The sequence below is a fragment of the Buchnera aphidicola (Chaitoregma tattakana) genome, from assembly GCF_039370165.1.
GTDB lineage: Bacteria > Pseudomonadota > Gammaproteobacteria > Enterobacterales > Enterobacteriaceae > Buchnera_G > Buchnera_G aphidicola_F.
Map to the genome: position 1 here is coordinate 68861 of NZ_CP134991.1, position 20635 is coordinate 89495.

At 24.1% G+C, this 20635-nt stretch carries 18 protein-coding genes and 1 tRNA gene; 15 read left to right on the forward strand and 4 right to left on the reverse strand.

Translation table 11 applies throughout. The annotated features are described in order from the left end of the window. The first annotated feature begins 112 nt into the window (after positions 1-112). From RJI84_RS00355 to dapE, 4 genes are all read left to right on the forward strand, one after another. A complete protein-coding gene (locus tag RJI84_RS00355) occupies positions 113-1318 on the forward strand; it encodes a beta-ketoacyl synthase N-terminal-like domain-containing protein (protein WP_343189149.1) in 1206 nt (401 codons plus the stop codon). A gap of 117 nt (positions 1319-1435) precedes the next feature. Beyond that, positions 1436-2386, forward strand: coding sequence for a transaldolase (gene tal, locus RJI84_RS00360; protein ID WP_343189150.1), 951 nt, complete (start codon positions 1436-1438; stop codon positions 2384-2386). Positions 2387-2422: 36 nt separating this feature from the next. Then, positions 2423-4447: a transketolase gene (gene tkt / locus RJI84_RS00365; protein ID WP_428994303.1), complete on the forward strand. Its 2025-nt coding sequence runs from the start codon at positions 2423-2425 to the stop codon at positions 4445-4447. Positions 4448-4512: 65 nt separating this feature from the next. Then, positions 4513-5652 carry a succinyl-diaminopimelate desuccinylase gene (dapE, locus tag RJI84_RS00370; RefSeq protein ID WP_343189152.1) on the forward strand — a complete coding sequence of 380 codons (1140 nt, stop codon included), beginning with the start codon at positions 4513-4515 and terminating at the stop codon, positions 5650-5652. A 167-nt stretch (positions 5653-5819) separates the two neighbouring features. Here dapE and dapA read toward each other — a convergent pair whose 3' ends face one another. Together dapA and aroC are read right to left on the reverse strand one after the other, a co-directional pair. Next, a complete protein-coding gene (gene dapA / locus RJI84_RS00375; RefSeq protein WP_343189153.1) occupies positions 5820-6719 on the reverse strand; it encodes a 4-hydroxy-tetrahydrodipicolinate synthase in 900 nt (299 codons plus the stop codon). A gap of 174 nt (positions 6720-6893) precedes the next feature. Continuing rightward, entirely contained in the window at positions 6894-7955 is a 1062-nt protein-coding gene (aroC, locus tag RJI84_RS00380) for a chorismate synthase (protein ID WP_343189154.1), read from the reverse strand. 176 nt (positions 7956-8131) lie between these two features. Between aroC and smrB the strand changes: the two genes are divergently transcribed. The 11 genes from smrB to metG all read left to right on the forward strand — a co-directional run bounded on the left by smrB (position 8132) and on the right by metG (position 19192). Then, positions 8132-8656 (forward strand): endonuclease SmrB, encoded by a 525-nt coding sequence (gene smrB / locus RJI84_RS00385; protein WP_343189155.1) that lies wholly within the window; start codon positions 8132-8134, stop codon positions 8654-8656. A 218-nt stretch (positions 8657-8874) separates the two neighbouring features. After that, entirely contained in the window at positions 8875-9771 is an 897-nt protein-coding gene (gene hisG / locus RJI84_RS00390; protein ID WP_343189156.1) for an ATP phosphoribosyltransferase, read from the forward strand. Positions 9772-9778: 7 nt separating this feature from the next. Then, complete coding sequence (hisD, locus tag RJI84_RS00395; RefSeq protein ID WP_343189157.1) at positions 9779-11122, forward strand: histidinol dehydrogenase; 1344 nt, start codon at positions 9779-9781, stop codon at positions 11120-11122. After that, complete coding sequence (hisC, locus tag RJI84_RS00400) at positions 11094-12173, forward strand: histidinol-phosphate transaminase (RefSeq protein ID WP_343189158.1); 1080 nt, start codon at positions 11094-11096, stop codon at positions 12171-12173. Before hisD ends, hisC begins: the two co-directional genes overlap by 29 nt. A gap of 18 nt (positions 12174-12191) precedes the next feature. Further along, a complete protein-coding gene (hisB, locus tag RJI84_RS00405; RefSeq protein ID WP_343189159.1) occupies positions 12192-13265 on the forward strand; it encodes a bifunctional histidinol-phosphatase/imidazoleglycerol-phosphate dehydratase HisB in 1074 nt (357 codons plus the stop codon). Next, positions 13265-13864, forward strand: coding sequence for an imidazole glycerol phosphate synthase subunit HisH (gene hisH, locus RJI84_RS00410; RefSeq protein ID WP_428994304.1), 600 nt, complete (start codon positions 13265-13267; stop codon positions 13862-13864). The genes hisB and hisH overlap by 1 nt, the downstream gene beginning before the upstream one ends. A 5-nt stretch (positions 13865-13869) precedes the next feature. Then, positions 13870-14604: a 1-(5-phosphoribosyl)-5-[(5-phosphoribosylamino)methylideneamino]imidazole-4-carboxamide isomerase gene (hisA, locus tag RJI84_RS00415; protein ID WP_343189161.1), complete on the forward strand. Its 735-nt coding sequence runs from the start codon at positions 13870-13872 to the stop codon at positions 14602-14604. Continuing rightward, positions 14586-15362: an imidazole glycerol phosphate synthase subunit HisF gene (gene hisF, locus RJI84_RS00420; RefSeq protein ID WP_343189162.1), complete on the forward strand. Its 777-nt coding sequence runs from the start codon at positions 14586-14588 to the stop codon at positions 15360-15362. Before hisA ends, hisF begins: the two co-directional genes overlap by 19 nt. Further along, positions 15359-15973 (forward strand): bifunctional phosphoribosyl-AMP cyclohydrolase/phosphoribosyl-ATP diphosphatase HisIE, encoded by a 615-nt coding sequence (gene hisIE, locus RJI84_RS00425; RefSeq protein WP_343189163.1) that lies wholly within the window; start codon positions 15359-15361, stop codon positions 15971-15973. Before hisF ends, hisIE begins: the two co-directional genes overlap by 4 nt. A gap of 61 nt (positions 15974-16034) precedes the next feature. Then, positions 16035-17438: an NADP-dependent phosphogluconate dehydrogenase gene (gene gndA, locus RJI84_RS00430; RefSeq protein WP_343189164.1), complete on the forward strand. Its 1404-nt coding sequence runs from the start codon at positions 16035-16037 to the stop codon at positions 17436-17438. Positions 17439-17575: 137 nt separating this feature from the next. After that, positions 17576-19192: a methionine--tRNA ligase gene (gene metG, locus RJI84_RS00435; RefSeq protein ID WP_343189165.1), complete on the forward strand. Its 1617-nt coding sequence runs from the start codon at positions 17576-17578 to the stop codon at positions 19190-19192. Between the two features lie 14 nt (positions 19193-19206). Here metG and tilS read toward each other — a convergent pair whose 3' ends face one another. Both tilS and RJI84_RS00445 read right to left on the reverse strand, forming a co-directional pair. Continuing rightward, positions 19207-20523: a tRNA lysidine(34) synthetase TilS gene (gene tilS, locus RJI84_RS00440; RefSeq protein WP_343189166.1), complete on the reverse strand. Its 1317-nt coding sequence runs from the start codon at positions 20521-20523 to the stop codon at positions 19207-19209. Between the two features lie 25 nt (positions 20524-20548). Then, positions 20549-20622: transfer RNA gene (locus tag RJI84_RS00445), tRNA-Ser, on the reverse strand. Between the last annotated feature and the right edge of the window lie 13 nt (positions 20623-20635).

The window sequence follows — 20635 nt, forward strand, 5'->3', positions numbered from 1 at the left end:
TTTCAAAATTTTTTTATATAATTTTCAAAAGAATAACGTTATTATATTTAAGTGATATTTAGTATATTTTTATATAATATTTATATTATAATTATTTTGTTTAGAGTTTATCATGAAAAGAGTAGTAATAACTGGTGTTGGAATTATTTCTAGTATAGGAAATAGTATAAAAGAAGTGTTAAGTTCGTTGAAACTAGGAAAGTCTGGAATATCTTTCTCTAAAGAGATGCTTAGTTTGGGTATGTCTAGTCATGTTGTAGGAAGAATAAACATTAGCAATTTAGGTAAGGTTAATAAAAAAATTTTTAAATTCATGAGTACGCCTGCTATATATGCTTATTTTTCTTTTTTAGAAGCAGTTAATGATGCTAAGTTAAAAAAAACTGTATATCAAAAAAACTATAGAGTTGGATTAATATCTGGATCTGGTAATTCTTATTATGCTCCGTTTATATTATCTGATATAAAAATAACTAATAAAATAGGGCCATATTTTTTAATAAAAACATTACCATCAAATATTACTGCTTGTTTATCTACATATTTTAAAATATATGGTACGACTTATTCTATAAGTTCAGCATGTACAACTTCTTCTCATTGTATATGTAATGCTTTTGACCTTATAAAATATGGTAAACAAGATATAGTTTTTGCTGGAGGTTCAGAAGAAATAAATTTTAATTTAGCTTGTGGATTTGACGTTATGAGAGTTCTTTCAAAAAATAAAAATAATTGTCCAAAAGAATCTTCTAGAGCATTTGATTCAGACAGAGATGGTTTTGTAATTTCTGGAGGTGCTGGTTTTGTAGTATTAGAAGAACTTAATTTTGCTATTTCTAGAAACGCTAAGATATATGCAGAAATTTTTAATTATGCTGCTTTTTCTAATGGTAAGAATATGGTTTTGCCTTCTGTAAATAGATCTGCTACATGTATGAAACTAGCTTTACATGGAATAAAAAAAATAGATTATATAAATGCACACGCTACATCTACAAAAGTAGGAGATAGAGATGAATATAGTTCAATTGTACAAGTTTTTGGTAAAAAAAATTTACCATATATTTCCTCCACAAAGTCTATGACAGGACATTCTCTAGGAGCTTCAGGCATACATGAAATTATTTATACTATTTTAATGATAGATAATAAATTTATTGCGCCATCTATAAACATAACAAATTTAGATAAAGATTTTTCATCAAATAAAATTGTTTTAAAAAGAATTGAAAAACAGATATTTGTTGCTATGTCTAACAATTTCGGATTTGGTGGCACTAATGTAAGTATAGTTATTAAAAAATTTATATTATAAACTAATATAAGATTTAAAATATTATTATATTTTTTTTATATTTCTTTGTGTAATATAATTAAAATAAATTTTTTTATTTTATAATAATAATAAAATAGAATTTTGGAGATAAAAGTTGTGAATCAATTAGAACAATTGAAGAAGTATAGCATTGTTGTTGCAGATACTGGAAATGTAGGTTTAATAAAAGATTTTCTTCCACAGGATGCTACTACTAATCCTACATTAATATTAAATTCAATAAAACTTCCATTTTATAAAAATTTAATACATAAATCTATAAAATATTCTAAAAAATTCTGTAAAACTTTTGAAGAAATAGTTTCTTTAGCTAGTAATAAAATATCTGTAGATATAGGAACAAACATTTTAAAAATTATCCCAGGTAGAGTTTCTACAGAAATAGATGCAAGAGTTTCTTTTAACAAAGATTTATGTATTTCTCATGCTAAAAGTATTATAAATATGTATAAAGAAAATGGAGTTAGAAAAAATAGAATATTAATAAAATTAGCATCTACTTGGGAAGCAATACAAGCAGCAAAAGAGTTAGAAAAAGAAAAAATCAATTGTAATTTAACACTTTTATTTTCTTTTTCTCAAGCTAAAGCTTGTGCTGAAGCTGGAGTATATTTAATATCACCTTTTGTAGGAAGAATATATGATTGGTATAAAAATAAAAATCTTATTAATAACACAGATATAAGTCAAGATCCTGGTGTAGTTTCTGTAAAAAAAATATTTAATTTTTATAAAAAATATTCTTATAAAACTATCGTTATGGCTGCAAGTTTTAGAAATACTTCACAAATATTAGAATTGTCTGGATGTGATTATCTAACAATATCACCAGTTTTGTTAAACAAATTGAAATCAAGTTCAGTAAAAGTAGAAAGAAAGTTATTCTTATCTGAGAAAACTATGTTTCGTAAGAGTAGTATGTCAGAATCAAAATTTAGATTTCAACATAATGAAGATGCGATGGCATCAGAAAAATTGTCTGAAGGAATAAGACAGTTTGGAATAGATCAGAAAAAGATAGAAAATATTATTATTAAAAATATTTGATTGTGTTATGGAATTTTATAAAAATATATATTTTAAATGTCAAAATATTTAGGAAATTTTATGAAAACTAGATTATTATCTAATGCAATTAGAGCATTAAGTATAGATGCTATACAAAAAGCAAATTCAGGACATCCTGGAATGCCATTAGGTATGGCTGATATTGCTGAAGTATTATGGAGAAAGTTTCTTAAACATAGTCCTACTAATCCTAATTGGAATAATAGAGATAGGTTTGTTTTGTCTAATGGTCATGGATCGATGTTATTATATAGTTTATTGCATTTGAGTGGTTATGATTTATCTATAGAAGATATAAAAATGTTTAGACAAATGGGATCTAAAACTCCTGGGCATCCAGAAAAACATATAACACCTGGAGTGGAGGTTACCACGGGTCCTTTAGGTCAAGGGTTGGCTAACGCAGTAGGTATGGCTATATCAGAAAGTATTTTAAGTAATACTTTTAATAGAAAAAATTTTAAAATAATAGATCATTATACTTGGGTTTTTGTTGGTGATGGATGTCTTATGGAGGGAGTTTCTCATGAGTCTTGTTCCTTAGCGGGTCATCTTAAGTTAAATAAGCTAATAGTTTTTTATGATAAGAATAATATTTCTATAGATGGTAACGTAAAAGGATGGTTTACTGAAGACATAAAAAAAAGATTTGAGTCATATAATTGGAGAGTTATAGAAAATATAGATGGTCATAATAGAAATGATATAATTGCGTCTATAAAAGAGGCTAAAATTAACAAAGAGAAACCTGTGTTAATAATATGTAACACTAAAATAGGTTTTGGATCTCCGAATAAAGAGAATTCTAGTGCATCTCATGGTTGCCCTTTAGGAATAGAAGAAGTTCGTTTAACTAAAAAAAATTTAAATTGGAAATATGATAATTTTATTATACCAAATAAAATATATAGTAAATGGAATTTTTCAAAAAAAGGTAAATTACTTGAAAACGATTGGAACAATATTGTTTCTAAGTATAAAATAGAATATCCTAGTTTATACAATGAATACATAAGAAGAATTAATAAACATCTTCCTAAAAATTTTTCTAAACTTATTTCTAATCATTTTTTTAATGTTTCTAAAAATATTTCTAACATTTCTACTAGACAAGCTTCTAAAAATACTCTTGAAGTTTTAGGGAAAGAAATACCAGAATTATTAGGGGGATCAGCAGATTTATCAGAGAGTAATTTAACTAAATGGTCAGGATCTCGACCAGTTACTGATTATAAGAATGGAAACTATATAGATTATGGAGTACGTGAGTTTGGAATGACTGCTATTGCAAATGGAATTTTCCATCATGGAGGATTTATACCTTATACTTCTACTTTTTTAATATTTATGGAATATGCTAGAAATGCAGTTAGAATGTCATCTTTAATGAATACACAACAAATTTTTGTTTATACACATGATTCAGTATGGTTAGGAGAAGATGGGCCGACTCATCAACCAATAGAGCAGTTATCTAGCTTGAGAATAATTCCTGGATTTAATGTATGGAGACCATGTGATGAACTAGAAACTATTTCTGCATGGAAACATGCGATAGAAAGAACAAAAGGTCCATCAGCATTAATTTTATCTAGACAAAATTTGTGTTATGTAAAATCTAAAAACAAAAATGTACTTAGCAATATATTAAAAGGGGGATATATTATTAAAGATTTTTCTAATAACCCAAATTTTATTATAATTTCTTGTGGTTCTGAGTTAAATCTTGCATACAAAGTGTGTAAAATTTTGAATGATAATAAAAAATATAGAATTAGATTAGTATCTATGCCATCCACAAATGTATTTGATTCTCAAGATATAAAATATAGAAACAAAATATTGCCTGCATATATAAAAAACAGAGTCTCTATAGAGGCTGGAATATCTGATTTTTGGTATAAATATATAGGATATGAAAATTTATCAATTGGAATAAACGAATTTGCATATTCTGCTCCTGAAAGTTCTTTGTCACAAAGGTTAGGTTTTAAAGAAAAAAAAATAGTTAGTAAAATAAAAAAATTTTTTAGAAAATAATATTATTATTATTTATATTTTTTTTAATTGTTTTATAATAGTAAACTTTATTATTAGGAATACTAATGTCTTTTTTTATTTTAAAACTTTTGAAAAAGTTAGTTTATGCTCCATCTATTAGTCCTGATGATATGGGGTGTCAAAAAATTATATCTAATGAATTATGTAAAATAGGATTTTCTATAGTTAATTTTGATATACAAGATACCAAAAATATGTGGGCTGAAATAGGTAATAGACAAGGAAAAACTATTAATTTTTTAGGTCATACAGATGTAGTTCCTCCTGGAGATTTGTCTAAATGGAAGTTTAATCCATTTGTCCCTACTATTTATAAAAACAACATTTTTGGTAGAGGAGTTGTAGATATGAAAGGAGCTATATCTGCGTTCATAGCATCTGTAAAAGAGTTTTTATATGAATACAGAAATAGTATGAATGGAAGAATTACTATTCTGTTAACTTCTGATGAAGAAGGAAGCGCAAAAAATGGAATTAAAAAAGTTGTGAACAAATTGATTAAAAAAAAAGAAAAAATAGACTACTGTATAGTAGGAGAGCCTACTAGTATAGATGTATTGGGAGATACAATAAAAAATGGTAGACGAGGATCTTTGCATGTATACATATATTTTATAGGTACAATAAGACACATTGCATATACTAAATTTTCTGAAAATTTAATACATAAAGCTTGTTTATTTATTAATGATTTAACTAAATTTAATTGGAATGAGAACATAAAAAATGCTGATGAAAGAACTGTTGTTCAAGTTTATAAAATATTTTCAGATCCAGTAGTAGAAAATGTTATCTCAGATAGCTTATTTACAAAAATAAATTTCAGATTTAGTTATAAGACTAGTATAGAATTTATAAAATCTAGCGTCATAATGTTATTAAAATTACACGATATAAAATATTCTATAAATTGGAAGTTATCTGGAAATTCTTTTATTACAAAAGATGGTAATCTTTTACAAGCTGTTAAAGATACTATAAAATTTTTTAATAGAAAAGAGCCAAAAGTGTGTACTTCAGGGGGAACTTCAGATGGAAGATTTATTCATAAAATGAATTCTGAAATTATAGAATTAGGGCTTATAAACAAGACTATACATAAGACTAATGAATTTTCAAAAATATCTGATTTAAAAAAGTTGAGTATAATTTATAAAGAAACGATTAAAAAACTATTAACATAACTTTTATATAAAAATAGAAAATATTTATGTTTATTTTTTGTATTTTATCTTTTATAAACTTTTTAATATGATTATTTTCTAATACACAGAGTATTAATTTGATACTCTGTGTATTTTTTTTAAGAAAATATTTTTACTTTAAAAATCATATTTTAAAAAAAATATTTTTAAAAGATATCATATTGTTTACAATTTTTATATTTATTTTCTAACAAGATATTAAAAAGGTTTATGTTTTTTTTAGATAATTTTGTTAAAGGTAATCTTATCTTATTGCAATTAATTAATCCAATTTTTTTAGCTAACCATTTTATTGGTATTGGGTTAGTTTCTATAAATAACATTTTATTTAATGCGCTCAACTTATGATGTATTTTTCTAGCTTTTTTAAAATTATTATTTATTGCATATTTACACATTTTAGACATTTGGTAAGGATTTATATTAGCTGTTACTGATATTACAGCTTTTCCTCCTAATTTAATAAAATCTAATGCTGTAATGTCATCTCCGCTAATTAATAAAAAATTTTTATTCACAAATGATTTTATACTATTTACTCTGGATAAGTCTCCACTTGCTTCTTTTATTCCTATTATATTTTCTATTTTAGAAAGCTTTATAACAGTTTCAGACAATAAATCTGATCCAGTTCGTTGCGGTATGTTATATAGTATTTGTGGAATATTAGTATTCTCTGAAATTTTTTTAAAATGCTTAAACATTCCTTCTTGTGTTGGTTTATTATAGTATGGAACTACACTTAAGCATGCAGATATTCCAGAATTCTCTAATTTTTTTGTTAATTCTATTGATTCACTTGTAGAATTCGATCCTGTTCCAGCTATTATAGGTATTTTTTTTTTTGCGTACTTTACTGTTTTTATAATTACATTATAGTGTTCATCTTGAGTAAGAGTTGCAGATTCACCAGTAGTACCAACAGATACTATAGCTTTAGTATTGTTTTTAATATGGTAATTTACTAGTTTTTTTAGGTCTTTATAGCAAATATCTCCATTAATTTTCATAGGAGTTATTAAGGCAACAATGCTTCCATTAAACATATAAATTCTCTCTTTCAGCAGAACATATTTTTATGAAAAAAATGTAGTTTTAAATATATTTAAGATGTTTTAAATAGCGATTTATACTATTTTGTATAAGTTTAATACAATTTTTGGATATTAATATAATAAAATACGTACATTATTTAAAAATATTATGAAAATATGTTCTTTTTATTTACTACATTGTGCTGTATTTCTTAATACGTGATCCATTATAACAATTGCTATCATAGCTTCTGCTATTGGAACAGCTCTAATTCCTACACATGGATCGTGTCTTCCTTTAACTATTATATTAGTATTTTGATTATGTTTGTTTATAGTTTTACCACTTATTTTAATACTAGATGTTGGTTTTAATGATATTGTTGTTATGATATTTTCTCCATTGCTAATTCCCCCTAAAATTCCTCCTGCATGATTAGATTTAAATCCATTTTTGCACATTTCGTCTCTATTATATGAGCCTTTTTGAAATGATACTTTAGAACCATCTCCTATTTCTACTGATTTAACAGCATTTATACCCATTAAAGCATGTGATAAGTCTGCATCTAATTTGTCAAATACTGGCTGACCTAACCCAGCTGGAACGTTTTCGGAGATTATTGTTATTTTGGCTCCAATAGAATTTCCTTCTTTTTTTATATTTTTTATAATAGTTTTAATTTTATCAATTTTATTTGGATCTCCACAAAAAAATGGGTTTTTTTCAACAGTTTTCCAATCTTTAATATTGCAGGACAATTCTCCTATTTGTTTTAAATATCCTCTTATTTTAATGTTATGTTTTATAGATAGATATTTTTTTGCAAACGCTCCAGCTGCAACTCTCATACACGTTTCTCTAGCAGAAGATCTCCCTCCTCCTCTATAATCTCTAATTCCATATTTTTTTTGATATGTATAATCTGCATGTCCTGGTCTATATATATTTTTTATTGAATCATAATCTTTTTCTCTTTGATCTTTGTTATATATAATTAGACCTATGCTAGTACCTGTAGTTTTACCATTCAGCATTCCTGAAAGTATTTTAATTTTATCTTTTTCTTGTCTTTGAGTAGTATATCTTGAACTACCTGGTCTCCTTCTATTTAATTCAGATTGTATATATTTTTCTGAAATTTTTATTCTTGGAGGCATTCCATCTATTATGCATCCTAAAGAATGACCATGGGATTCTCCATATGTTGTAACGCAAAATATTTTTCCTATTGTATTTCCAGACATTATCACTCTCATTAAATATGTTTAACATAAATTTATTTAGATATTATATACATAATTTGTTAGTTTAAGTAATTTTTTTATTTTATAAAAAATATATATTTTTTATGTAAAATACTTTTATAATTGTAATATTATATAATTAACCAATTATTTTTTATTATATCTTTAAGAAATCTATGAGTTCAAAAAAGTTTATTTCTTCAAATGATTTATGTCTTTTTAGAAAATCGTTTGTAAACATTAAAAAAGTAGTTCAAGATAATATTTTTTATCATAAAAAAATGGTTTTTCATAAAAAAAAAATTGATAAGAAAAAATGTTTTGAAAAAGATTTTCATAAACATTTCTTCTCTGATGGGAAGTTGAATGTAAATCTATCATACAAACCAATTAGATATGTGAGGTCAAATCGTTTTATAAAAAAATTAAAAGAGCTTAAAATAGGAAATTTTTTTCCCGAAATTATTTTAGACGTTCATGGTATGAATATATTAGAAACTAAGATGGAATTAGCTAATTTATTTACTATTTGTTATAAAAAAAAAATTTCTTACATAAGTATAATTCATGGTCATGGGAAAGAAATCCTAAAAGACAAGATACCTTTGTGGCTTTCTAACCATCCAGATATTGTTGCTTTTCATGAATCTCCAAGATTTTTTGGCAAAAGTGCATCTATTTTTGTAATAATAGAAATTTAGTATAATAATGTAATAAAGTTATTACAATTGTTTTTATTTAAATTTTTATAAATATATCTTTATTATGTTATAACTATTTTTAAAAAAAATATTGTGAAACTGTTTATATATTGTCTTATAAAAAATTATAGTATATTTAAGAACATTATGAATACTTAGAAAGATTTTAAACTTTTATAAATATTTAAATTTTTTAATTTTAAAATGAGGATTTTCAAATGTATGATAAAAAGTTAAAGATAGCTATACAAAAATCTGGAAGATTGAGTAAAGATTCCAGAAAATTGTTACACAATTGTGATATAAAAGTTAATTTTCAAAAGAATAAATTAATATCTTTTTCGGAAAACATGCCAATTGATGTTATGTGTGTTCGTGATGATGATATACCAGGTTTAGTGATAGATGGAATAGTAGATTTGGGTATTGTTGGAAGAAATGTTTTGGAAGAAGAGGTGTTAAAGAGAACATTCAAACTTGAAAAAATTTCTTTTAAAATATTGAAACATTTAGATTTTGGTGTTTGTAGATTATCTATAGGTATACCTACAGAAAAGAAATATAGTGGTATATCATGTTTAAATAAATTGAGAATAGCTACTTCTTATCCTTATATATTAAAAAAATATTTTGATAAGAAAAATATATCTTTTAAACTATGCAAGTTAAATGGATCTGTAGAAGTAGCTATTCGAGCTGGGTTAGCTGATGCTATTTTTGATTTAGTATCTACAGGTGAAGCTTTAGTTTCTAATGGATTAAAAGAGGTTAAAGTAATACATAATTCGAGCGCTTGTATTATATCAAATGGTTATAATACAAGTGTATTTAAAAGAGATATAGTCAATACATTTATATCTAGGATAAATGGTGTTGTAAAAGCTAGAGAATCTAAATATATTATGTTAAGAATATCTGCGTCTAAAATTAATGATGTAGTTAGACTATTTCCCTTTTCTTCTAAACCTACTATATATCAGTTATCTGGAAAAAATAGTATAGTTGCTATTCATATTGTAAGTAGAGAGTCAATATTTTGGAAAACTATGGAAAAATTAAAAAATCTTGGAGCTAAATCTATATTAGTGCTTCCTATTGAAAAAATGCTGGAGTAATTTATTAATGAATATTGATATAAATATATACTATTGGGATAAGATGAGTGATTTAGAAAAAAAAAATGTTTTAGTTAGGCCTTCTTTTTCATATTCTAAAAAGGTTAAAAGAGATGTTAAAAAAATTTTAAATAATGTAAAAAAATCTGGAGATTTAGCAGTACATAAATACAACTTTTTATTAGATAAAATTAAATTGACTGAAATAAAGATAAATTGTGATAAAATTAAAGAAGAAGATATTTTAGTAAGCAAAATGTTTAAAAAATCTATTTTACATGCTAAAAAAAATATAGAAAAATTTCATAATTTACAAAAAAGGTATAAAAAAACATCTATTTTAATAGAACATGGAATTAATTGTAGATATATAGAAAAGCCAATATCTAATGTTGGAATTTATATACCAAAGGGAGTTAGATCAAATCTGTTTTCTACAATGTTAATGCTGTGTATACCAGCTAAAATTGCAGGATGTAAAAACATAGTTGTTTGTTCACCTCCTAGTATTAGTAACGAGTTATTATATACTGCTAAAATTTGTAATATTAAAAATGTATTTCAAGTTGGAGGTGCACAAGCAATTGCAGCTATGGCTTTTGGAACTAATTCTATCGCAAAAGTAGATAAAATTTTTGGTCCTGGCAATTTTTATGTTACAGAAGCTAAAAATCAAGTTAGTAAAATGAATTTAGGAGTAAGTATTGATATGTTAGCAGGTCCGTCTGAACTAGTTATAATTGCAGATAAGTATTCTAATGCAGGATTTATAGCTTCTGATCTAATAGCACAATTAGAACATGGAAAAGATTCTCATACTATTCTTTTATCAAATAGTATTAGTCTTATTAAAAAAGTTTATAAAGAAATTAATTTACAAATATTGGATTTACCAAGGAAGGCTATTGTCAAAGCATCTTTATTAAATAGTAAGTTTATTTTTTCAAAAGATTTGCTGAAATGTATACATATTTCTAATATTTATGCTCCTGAGCATTTATCTATATATTCTGAAAATTATAATGTTTTATTAAAGTATGTAGAAAATGCTGGTTCTATATTTTTAGGGTCTTGGTCGGCTGTAGCTATTGGAGATTATTGTTCTGGCACAAATCATGTTTTACCTACATATGGATACGCTTCTTCTGTTTCTGGGATTGGATTGAAAGATTTTATAAAAAATATTACAATTCAAGAATTAACATGTAAAGGATTTTTAAAAGTTTCTAATACTGTAGAAATTTTGTCTAATTCAGAAGGTCTAGATGGTCATGAAAGGTCTATTAAAATTCGAAATAAATATTTAAAGGAAACCAAAAATTTTGAACTTCAAAAAACTAGTAAAATTTGATTTTGATAAATTTGTTCCATATAAATCTGCAAGGAATATGTGTGTAAAAGGAGACATTTGGCTTAATGCAAATGAATCACCTTTTAGAAAACAGTTTATTACTATTAGCAAAAATTTGAATAGATATCCAGATCCACAACCTAAAAATATAATTTTTAAATATGCTAAATATGCAGGTATAAAAGTAGATAATATTTTAATAAGTAGAGGAATAGACGAATCTATTGAACTAATTACAAAAATTTTTTGTAAGCCATTTTTAGATAAAATAATGTATTTTCCACCTACTTATGATATGTATAGAATATCTTCAGAAATTTTTAATGTACAATCTATTAAAGTGTTTATAAAAGATTATAATGATTTTGATTATAATATTATTAAAAAAAATTTAAAATTTTTAAAGTTAATATATATATGTAGACCAAATAATCCTACTGGAGATATTATGCCTGAAGAAGTTTTAATAAATATATTAAATATTTCTTGTAACAACTCTTTAGTAATAGTAGATGAGGCATATATAGAATTTTGTTTATATAAAAGCGTGATTAACTTAATAGAAAAGTATCCTAATTTAATAGTTCTTAGAACTATGTCTAAAGCATTTGGATTAGCTGGGGCTAGATGTGGGTTTTCTATAGCAAATAGTAAAATTATAAAAATTTTAAAAACATTTATAGCGCCTTATCCAATTCCTTCTCCTGTTTGTAATATAGTAGAGAAATCACTTAGATCTAGTTATATAGAGTTTATTAAAAAAGCGGTGTTAGAAATAAATAATAATAAGAATTGGTTATTTAAGAAATTGAAACGCATAAAATGTATAAAAAAGGTCTTTAAAACTTATGCTAATTACATTTTAATAAAATGTTTTCATTCAAAACACGTTTTAAAAAAAACAAATTGCAGTGGAATTATTTTGAGAGACCAAAGTGAAAAATTAAATTTAGAAAATTGTATCAGAATTTCTGTAGGAACAAAACTAGAATGTAAAAAATTAATTTGTCAGTTAAAAAAAATTTCTTGCAAAACTAGTAGTATAATTTAATTGAGAGTATGTTACTTTATGAAAAATAAATTTTTATTTATAGATAGAGATGGAACTATAATTGATGAGCCTGCTGTAGATTTTAAGGTAGATTCATTTAATAAGCTAAAGTTTAAAAAAAATGTATTTTCGTCTCTATTAAATTTAAAAAATCATAATTATAAATTTGTTATGATTACAAATCAAGATGGGTTAGGAACAAAAGAGTTTCCTAATAGTAAATTTTATTTAATACAAAATTTTATTATAGATGTTTTTCTTTCTCAAGAAATAAAATTTTGCGAAATTTTAATTTGTCCTCATTACATTTCTGACAATTGTAAATGTAGAAAGCCTAAAACTGAAATGTTAATTCCAATTTTCAAAAAATATAATGTAGACATGGAGAATAGTTTTGTTATAGGAGATAGAGAAACGGACATAAAATTAGCAGAAAATATTGGTATTCAAGGAATATTGTATGGTAAAAAACATTATGATTGGAATAAAATAGAAAAAAAAATAATAAATAATAATAATTTTATAATTATAAGAAGAAAAACCAAAGAAACTAAAGTAAAAGTAACACTTAATTTAGAAAAATATATTGACAGTAATATAAACACTGGAATAAAATTTTTTGATCATATGCTATGTCAGTTTGCTTTTCATTCTAGAATTTTTTTGAAAATAAAATCTGTAGGAGATATATGTGTAGATGATCATCATACCGTTGAAGATGTAGCAATAACTCTAGGGCAAGCTCTTTTCAAAACTATACAGAAAAGAGTTGGAATTAATAGATTTGGTTTTGGTATAGTTCCTATGGATGAAAGCATTTCTAGATGTGTGTTAGACATTTCAGGAAGACCATATATACATTTTATATCTAATTTAAACAATGTATTTTTAGGAAATTTTAATCTTAATATGGTAAAACATTTTTTTTCTTCTTTGAGTTATTCTATGAGGAGTACTATACATATAAAATCTAATGGAGAAAATGATCATCATATATGTGAAAGTATTTTTAAGTCTTTTGGGGTTGCTTTTCGTAATGCAATATTTATAACTTCTAATATCGTGCAAAGTTCTAAAGGGGTATTACTGTGATTAGAGACATAGTGATAGTAAATACAGGATCTTCTAACATATCCTCCTTAAAACTTGCTATTAACAGATTAGGATATAATGTTTTAGTTTCAGATAATTTAAAAAAAATTAGAAATTCTAAAAAATTATTTTTGCCTGGTATTGGTAACGCTCACCGTGTAATGAATTTTATAAAAAAAAAAAAACTTGAAAAGACAATTGTAAATTATAAGAATCCTGTACTAGGAATTTGTTTAGGAATGCAGTTATTTGGAAAATATAGTGAAGAAGGAAAGGGTGGTTCTGTTACAAGTACTTTAAATATTATGAATAGCTCGTCTATGTTTATAAAATCTTATGGTTTACCAGTCCCGCATATAGGGTGGAATAGTATAGTTCATAATAATAATGTTTTGTTTAGAAATGTTCCACAAGGAGAAAGATTTTATTTTGTACATAGTTATGTAATACCTATAAATAAAAGTACTATTTCTAAAACTTTTTATGGGCAGTTTTTTAGTTCTGCAATTAAAGTACAAAATTTTTTTGGAGTGCAATTTCATCCAGAAAAATCAGGATTTTATGGATCAATTTTATTAAAAAACTTTTTACTGGTGTAAAAAATATGATAATTCCATCATTAGATATTTTAGATAATAATATAGTAAGATTATATAAAGGAAACTATAAACAAGTTAAATTTTATGATTATGATTTATTTAATTTAGCTGAAAAATATAAGTTAGGTGGCGCTAAAATACTTCATATAGTAGATTTGTCTGGTAGTAGAAATCCTAAAAATAGACAAATAAAATTAGTAGAAAAGATCATAAAAAAAATTGATTTACCAATACAAATAGGGGGTGGTATTAGAAGTATAAAAGAAATAGAAGATTTATTAGCATTAGGAGTTAGTAGAATAGTTATAGGTTCTTCAGCTGTCACTAATATTTATGAAACTAAAAAATGGTTCACAAAATATAGTAATAATTTAGTTCTTGCGGTAGATGTTGTTTATAGACAAAATACTTTTAGTGAAATAAAAATAAATGGGTGGGTTAAGAGCACTGGAAAAGATATGATTAAGTTAATATATGAGTATAAAAAAATAGGGTTAAAACATTTGTTGTGTACGGATATTAACAAAGATGGCACATTAGATGGACCAAATTTTAATTTATATAAAAATATTACTAGAAAATTCTATGATTTAAGAATACAAGCTTCCGGAGGTATAAGTTCAATAAAAGATATAGAGAATATTAAGTGTACTAATGTATCTTCTGTAATAGTGGGAAGAGCTTTATTAGAAAAAAGGTTTAATATTTCAGAGGCTATTGCATGTTGGCAAAAAGAATAATTCCTTGTTTAGACATAAAAAATGGTAATGTTGTTAAAGGTATAAAGTTCAGAAACCATAAAATAATTTGTGAAGATATATTTACTTTAGTAAAAAGATATATGAGCGAAAATGCTGATGAACTAGTTTTTTATGATATCACTGCATATACAGAAAATAAGGTTGCAAGTAAAAATTTAATATATAAAATTGCAGAAATTTTAAATTTACCATTTTGTGTAGCAGGTGGCATTAAGAGTGTTACTGATGCAAATATAATTCTTTCTAATGGAGCAGATAAAATTTCTATAAATTCTCCAGCTATAGATGATCCATGCTTGATAAGCAGACTGGCTGACAAATTTGGAAGTCAATGTGTGGTTGTTGGTATTGATTCTATTTTTGATGCTAAAAAAAAAAAATATTTTGTATTTAAGTATACTGGTGATTCTAAAAAAATTGTTAATACTAATTTATATACATTAGATTGGGTAAAAAAAGTACAAAAACTAGGTGCTGGAGAAATAGTTTTAAATGTAATCAATTTTGATGGGTTAAATCAAGGATATGATATAAAGCAATTGAACAAAATTAGAAAAATTTGTAAAATTCCTTTGATTGCTTCTAGTGGTGCAGGAACTTACAAACATTTTTATGACGTTTTTAATGAATCTAATGTAGATGGAGCTTTGGCTGCATCAGTTTTCCATAATAAAAAAATACATATTAACAAATTAAAAAAATTTTTGTTTAAAAAAGGTATAGAAGTTAGATTATGATTAGAAAAAGAGTTGTGTCATCTATTGATTGGAATAAAGTACATGGTATGATCCCCGTGGTAGTGCAAAATAATTTTTCTGGAAAAGTTTTAATGCTAGGATATATGAATCGTGAAGCTTTAAATATGACAATTAAAAAAAAAGTTATAACATTTTACTCTAGAGTAAAAAATAGATTGTGGACTAAAGGAGAAAAATCAGGAAATTATTTAAAAGTTTTAGACATTATTTTAGATTGTGACTTAGACAGTATATTAATTTTGTCAGATCCTATAGGAAAAACTTGTCATTTAAATAAAATTAGTTGTTTTGATTATAAACGTACTTGTTTTGACTTTTTATATAAACTTGAAGATATAATAGAAAAAAGAAAAAACTTTTTTAAAAATTCTTATACTCATAAATTATATAATAGTGGTATAGAAAGAATAGCGCAAAAAGTAGGAGAAGAAGCTATAGAAACTGTGTTATCTTCTTTAGGCAAAAATAATATTAGATTTATTGATGAAGTATCTGATCTTATATATCATTTATTAGTATTGATACATTATAAAGATTTAAATATGAAAAAAGTTATAAATAATTTGCTGAATAGGAATAAAGTTGATTAAAAAAAATATATTTCTTAATAAATTTGTTTTTGTTAACATTTTTTTACATAGGAAAATTTATATGCAAAAAAAAGATTTAGGTATTATAGGTATGTCAGTTATGGGTAAAAATTTATGTTTAAATTTAGAAAGAAATGGATATTTTGTATCTATATTTAATAGATCTTTTGAAAAATCTAAAAAAATTGTTATAGAAAATCCTAAAAAGAATATTTTTTGCTTTGATAATTTAAAAGAGTTTATTTTTTCTATAGAAAAACCTAGAAAAATTTTTTTAATGATAAAATCTGGCATAGCTACAGATCAAATAATTAATAATATTGTATCATATTTAGAAAAAGATGACATAATAATAGATTTAGGAAACTCGTTTTATAAAGATACTATAAGAAGAGAAAAACATTTAGAAACTTTAAATATAAAGTTTATAGGTGCTGGAATTTCTGGTGGAGAAATGGGGGCTTTATTAGGTCCATCAATAATGCCCGGCTGTAAAAAACATGTATATAATTTAGTTAAATCTATTTTTTTAAATATATCGGCAAAATATAGAGGATCTCCTTGCGTAGATTATATAGGACCTAATGGATCTGGGCACTATTTAAAAATGGTTCATAATGGTATAGAATATGGAGATATGCAAATTATATCTGAAGCTTATTTTATATTAAAAAATTTATTGAAAATTGATAACAAAAAAATTTCAGACATATTTGATAAATGGAACAAAGGAGAATTAAATAGTTATTTGATAGAAATTACGAAAAAAATTCTTTTAAAAAGAGATAAAAATGGAATGTATTTATTAGATTTAATTTCAGATGTTGCTAGAAATAAAGGCACTGGAAAATGGGTATGTCAGAATGCTTTAGACCTTGAAGCTCCTTTATCTTTAATAACAGAATCTGTATTATATAGATATATATCTTCTTTACAGGATGAAAGAAATAAAGCTTCTAAAATTTTATATGGTCCTAAAGGGTTACATATAATAAATAATAAAACAAATTTTATAGAAGATTTACGAAGATCTTTATATTTTAGTAAAATAATTTCTTATGCACAAGGTTTTTCTCAATTATATTTGATTTCTATAAAAAATAAATGGAATTTAAATTATGAAAATATTGCTAAAATATTTCGATCTGGATGTATTATTAGAGCAAAATTTTTAAATAATATTGTAAATGCGTATAAAAAAAATAAAGATTTAAAAAATTTATTATTAGATGAGTATTTTTCAGAAGTGCTGTGTAAGTATCAAAATTCTTTAAGAAATATTATATCTATATCAGTAAATAGCGGTCTGTCTATTCCTGCATTTTGTTCTGCAATTTCTTATTATGATAGTTATAGATCAAAAAAATTATCTTCTAACCTTATACAAGCACAAAGAGATTTTTTTGGATCTCATGGATATGAAAGAATAGATTCTTTAGGGACTTTTCATACTATTTGGATCTAATTTTTTTTACAAAATAATTTTTAAACATTTTAAAAATATTTTTTAGCTGTAAAAATATGAATAAAATTGTAGCTATAAAAATTATTTTATTTGTTTAAAAATTATGTTTATTATAATTATTATGTGAATATTACAATATGAAAAAAAAAATTTTGGTAACTTGCGCCTTACCTTATGCAAATGGTCCTATACATATAGGTCATTTATTAGAACACATTCAAGCTGATATTTTTGTAAGATATCAAAAAATGAAAAAAAATGATGTGTGGTTTATATGTGCAGATGATGCCCATGGTACTGCTATAATGTTAAAAGCACAAGAAAAAAATATTTCCGAGGAATTTTTAATAAAAACTGTTTTGGAAGATCATAAAAAAGATTTTTACAATTTTGATATATCACATGACATATATCATTCTACACATTCTAAAGAAAATTTAAGATTTGTTTTAAAAGTTTTTGATATATTGAAGACAAAAAAAATGATTTCAGAAAAATTTGTTAATCAATTTTTTGATGAAAGCAGTAAAATGTTTTTACCTGACAGGTATATAAATGGCACATGTCCTGTTTGTAATAGTAGTAGTGAATTTGGTGATAGTTGCACATCATGTGGATCGTTTTATTCAGTTTTAGAATTAATAAATCCTATTTCTGTTGTTTCTGGTAATGTTCCGATTCTAAAAAGAACTTTACAAGTGTTTTTTAATATTTCTCTTTTTGAAAATAAAATAAAAAAAATGCTACTTTCTAATGTCTTAGAAAAAGATGTTTCTAAAAAAGTTGTAGAATGGTTTGAAATAGGTTTAAGGGATTGGAATATATCTAGAGATTATCCATATTTCGGTTTTAAAATACCAGGATATAAAAAAAAATATTTTTATGTATGGTTAGATGCTCCAATAGGATATATTAGTACATTTAAAAAGTTGTGTTCAGAAAGAAATATAAATTTTAATGAATTTTGGGATGAAAATAGTAATACTAAACTGTATCATTTTATAGGTAAGGATATAATTTATTTTCATAGCATATTTTGGCCTGCTATATTAAATGCGATATCTTTTAGAAAACCTACTAAAATATATGTACATGGTTATGTTAAGATTAACGATAGAAAAATGTCTAAATCTACAAAACATTTAATAACTGCTAAAAATTGGTATAAAAATTTTGATTCTGATAGTTTAAGATATTATTATGCATCTAAAATTTCTAATAATATAGAAGACATTAACATTAATGCAAAAGATTTTGTGAATAGTATTAATTCAGGATTAGTAAATAAAATAATAAATTTAGCTACTCGTAATGCTAGTTTTATAAACAAATATTTTCATGGTATGTTATATAAAAAAGCTTCTAACATATTAGAGTATAGAAATTTTTTAAATAAATTTAATAAAATTAATTTATTTTTTAAAAATATGAAATATAGAGATGTAATTTCTGAAATTTTAAAAATTTCTAATTTTGCAAATTCTTATATTAATGATAAAGCTCCTTGGCGTTTTATACAATATAAAAATATGAACTATGTACAAGATGTTTGTTCTACTGGAATAAATTTTTTTAGAATAATAATGACATATATGAAACCTATATTACCAAAATTGTCAAATAGAGTAGAATATTTTCTAAATTCGAAATTAGATTTTAAAAATCTAGCACAACCATTGTTTGATCATAAAATTAATAATGTAAAATTTTTATATAAAAGAGTAAAAATTAAAGATTTTTATAAACTTATTTAAATATAGTATTTTTTTTATATATTATTTTTCCATGATAATTTCCAACATTTCTTTTTAATAGTTTTTTTGTTAACTACTATGAAAAGACCTATAGCAGATATAAATGTTGTATTGTAAAATAGCAATGGGATTTTATTTTTATATAAACTTGATATCTTTAGTTCCTTCCATATTTTTTTTATTTTACAGGATTTGTTTCTTTGGTCAATTTTTATAATACCTTGAAATTGAAATCTTATATTTATTAAATCAGTTTTTTTAGGATGTGGTATTTTCATACCATGTTTATTTATTTCTAATTTGCCTAGATTATTAGGAAGAGTTATTTTTTTGAAAGGATAATGACAAAAAATTATAGTGTTTTTTAGTTCCGGTGCAATTTTTGTGTAAATTATAATATTTTTATATTTTTGTATTTTATGTTTTTTAAAATTTATTTTAGAAGATTTATGTTCTTTACACAAAATAAAATCTTTATATATCTGATATACTTTTTTGTATGATATAAATTTTTTTATTAGAGTATATATCCATTTTCTAATTATTAGTATTCCTACTTCTATAGGATACATTTTTATTTTATCTATTTGTATCTTGGTATTATCTATTTTGCACATTTTTAATATTGGTTTTATAAAAAAATGTATTACTTTTTCATTTTTTTGACATATTAGTGATGTTCTATAAAAATTTTTTGAAAAATTAGGCCATTTTTTTTCTATTATAGGTATTATTTTGAGTCTAATAAAATTTCTTTCAAATTTTATATTTGAGTTACTAGTATCACTTATCCATTTAAGTTTTTTTTCTACAGCCCATTTTTTAATTTTTTTTTTCTGTATTGATATTAATGGTCGTATTAATAGTTGTTTGTTATGTCCAAATTTTATAGCTTCTTTAATGCTAGATAATCCGTTAGGTCCGCTTCCTCTTTTGAGTGCTAATAGTAAAGTTTCGCATTGATCATTTAAATGATGTCCTGTAACAGCAATTTCGTTATCTAATAAATTGTTTTTAATAATTTTATATCTTTCTTCTCTTAATGAATGTTCTATATTTTTTTTATATATAGTTTTTATTTTTTGTGTAATAAACCCGATTTTATTTTTTTTACATTCTTTATAACAATGATTTTTCCAATTGTTTGCATTTTTGTTCATATTATGATTTATATGTATTGCTCTAATTTTTATTAATTTTATTTTTTTTTTTAATTCTATTAATTGATATAATAGAACAGTAGAATCTAAACCACCACTGTATGCAACTAATATTTTTTGTTTTTTATGAATATATTTCAAAATATTATGTATTAATAATTTTTTTTGCATTATATATTTTTATTTTTAAAAAAATTACGTCCGAGTGGATTCGAACCACTGACATCCATCATGTCATAATGGCACTCTAACCTACTGAGTTACGGACGTAAAATATTATCTA

Bases quoted from the DNA above. Each gene is read 5' to 3' on its own strand.
- hisIE (WP_343189163.1), top strand. From the start codon at position 15,359: ATGATTAGAAAAAGAGTTGTGTCATCTATTGATTGGAATAAAGTACAT.
- hisA (WP_343189161.1), top strand. From the start codon at position 13,870: ATGATAATTCCATCATTAGATATTTTAGATAATAATATAGTAAGATTA.
- tilS (WP_343189166.1), bottom strand. From the start codon at position 20,523: ATGCAAAAAAAATTATTAATACATAATATTTTGAAATATATTCATAAA.
- smrB (WP_343189155.1), top strand. From the start codon at position 8,132: ATGAGTTCAAAAAAGTTTATTTCTTCAAATGATTTATGTCTTTTTAGA.
- gndA (WP_343189164.1), top strand. From the start codon at position 16,035: ATGCAAAAAAAAGATTTAGGTATTATAGGTATGTCAGTTATGGGTAAA.
- metG (WP_343189165.1), top strand. From the start codon at position 17,576: ATGAAAAAAAAAATTTTGGTAACTTGCGCCTTACCTTATGCAAATGGT.
- RJI84_RS00355 (WP_343189149.1), top strand. From the start codon at position 113: ATGAAAAGAGTAGTAATAACTGGTGTTGGAATTATTTCTAGTATAGGA.
- dapE (WP_343189152.1), top strand. From the start codon at position 4,513: ATGTCTTTTTTTATTTTAAAACTTTTGAAAAAGTTAGTTTATGCTCCA.
- hisF (WP_343189162.1), top strand. From the start codon at position 14,586: ATGTTGGCAAAAAGAATAATTCCTTGTTTAGACATAAAAAATGGTAAT.
- hisB (WP_343189159.1), top strand. From the start codon at position 12,192: ATGAAAAATAAATTTTTATTTATAGATAGAGATGGAACTATAATTGAT.
- hisG (WP_343189156.1), top strand. From the start codon at position 8,875: ATGTATGATAAAAAGTTAAAGATAGCTATACAAAAATCTGGAAGATTG.
- dapA (WP_343189153.1), bottom strand. From the start codon at position 6,719: ATGTTTAATGGAAGCATTGTTGCCTTAATAACTCCTATGAAAATTAAT.
- hisD (WP_343189157.1), top strand. From the start codon at position 9,779: ATGAATATTGATATAAATATATACTATTGGGATAAGATGAGTGATTTA.
- aroC (WP_343189154.1), bottom strand. From the start codon at position 7,955: ATGTCTGGAAATACAATAGGAAAAATATTTTGCGTTACAACATATGGA.
- tkt (WP_428994303.1), top strand. From the start codon at position 2,423: ATGTCAAAATATTTAGGAAATTTTATGAAAACTAGATTATTATCTAAT.